The sequence below is a fragment of the Hallella faecis genome (assembly GCF_018789675.1).
GTDB classification, from domain to species: Bacteria; Bacteroidota; Bacteroidia; order Bacteroidales; family Bacteroidaceae; genus Prevotella; species Prevotella faecis.
Genome location: NZ_JAHKBE010000161.1, coordinates 1 through 478 on the forward strand (window position 1 = coordinate 1; position 478 = coordinate 478).

Annotated in this window: 2 rRNA genes; both read left to right on the forward strand. The window is 55.6% G+C overall.

Annotation, left to right across the window (positions count from 1 at the left end):
* A 23S ribosomal RNA gene (locus KM934_RS12960) occupies window positions 1–211 on the forward strand; the annotation flags it as partial.
* 108 nt (window positions 212–319) lie between these two features.
* Window positions 320–432 (forward strand): 5S ribosomal RNA (gene rrf / locus KM934_RS12965).
* Window positions 433–478 lie beyond the last annotated feature (46 nt).

The following is a 478-nucleotide window of genomic DNA, read 5'->3' on the forward strand; positions in this document are numbered from 1 at the left end:
AGACCTCCGGTCTACCGGTTGTGCCGCCAGGCGCACCGCCGGGTAGCCGAGTCTGGATGGGATAAGCGCTGAAAGCATCTAAGTGCGAAGCCCGCCGCAAGATTAGAACTCCCCATTAGGGTCGTCCTAGACGAGGACGTTGATAGGGCGCAGGTGTAAAGGCGGCGACGCCAAAGCCGAGCGCTACTAATTGCCCGAAGGCTTTCGTTTGCAGCCGTATTTCAGTTGTGTTGGTCTTTGCTTGTGGAGATAGTCAGCCATACGCCTCATGCGAGTCGGAAAGACAATACGTCATACGACGCATGTAGGTAGCGAAACATCAGGTGGCTATGGCGCTGGGGTCCCACCTCTTCCCATTCCGAACAGAGAAGTTAAGCCCAGTGGCGCCGATGGTACTGCAATGCAATGCGGGAGAGTAGGAAGCCGCCTTCTTTCAAAAGAGCGAAGCCCGAGGATTCTAACGAGTCTTCGGGCTTTT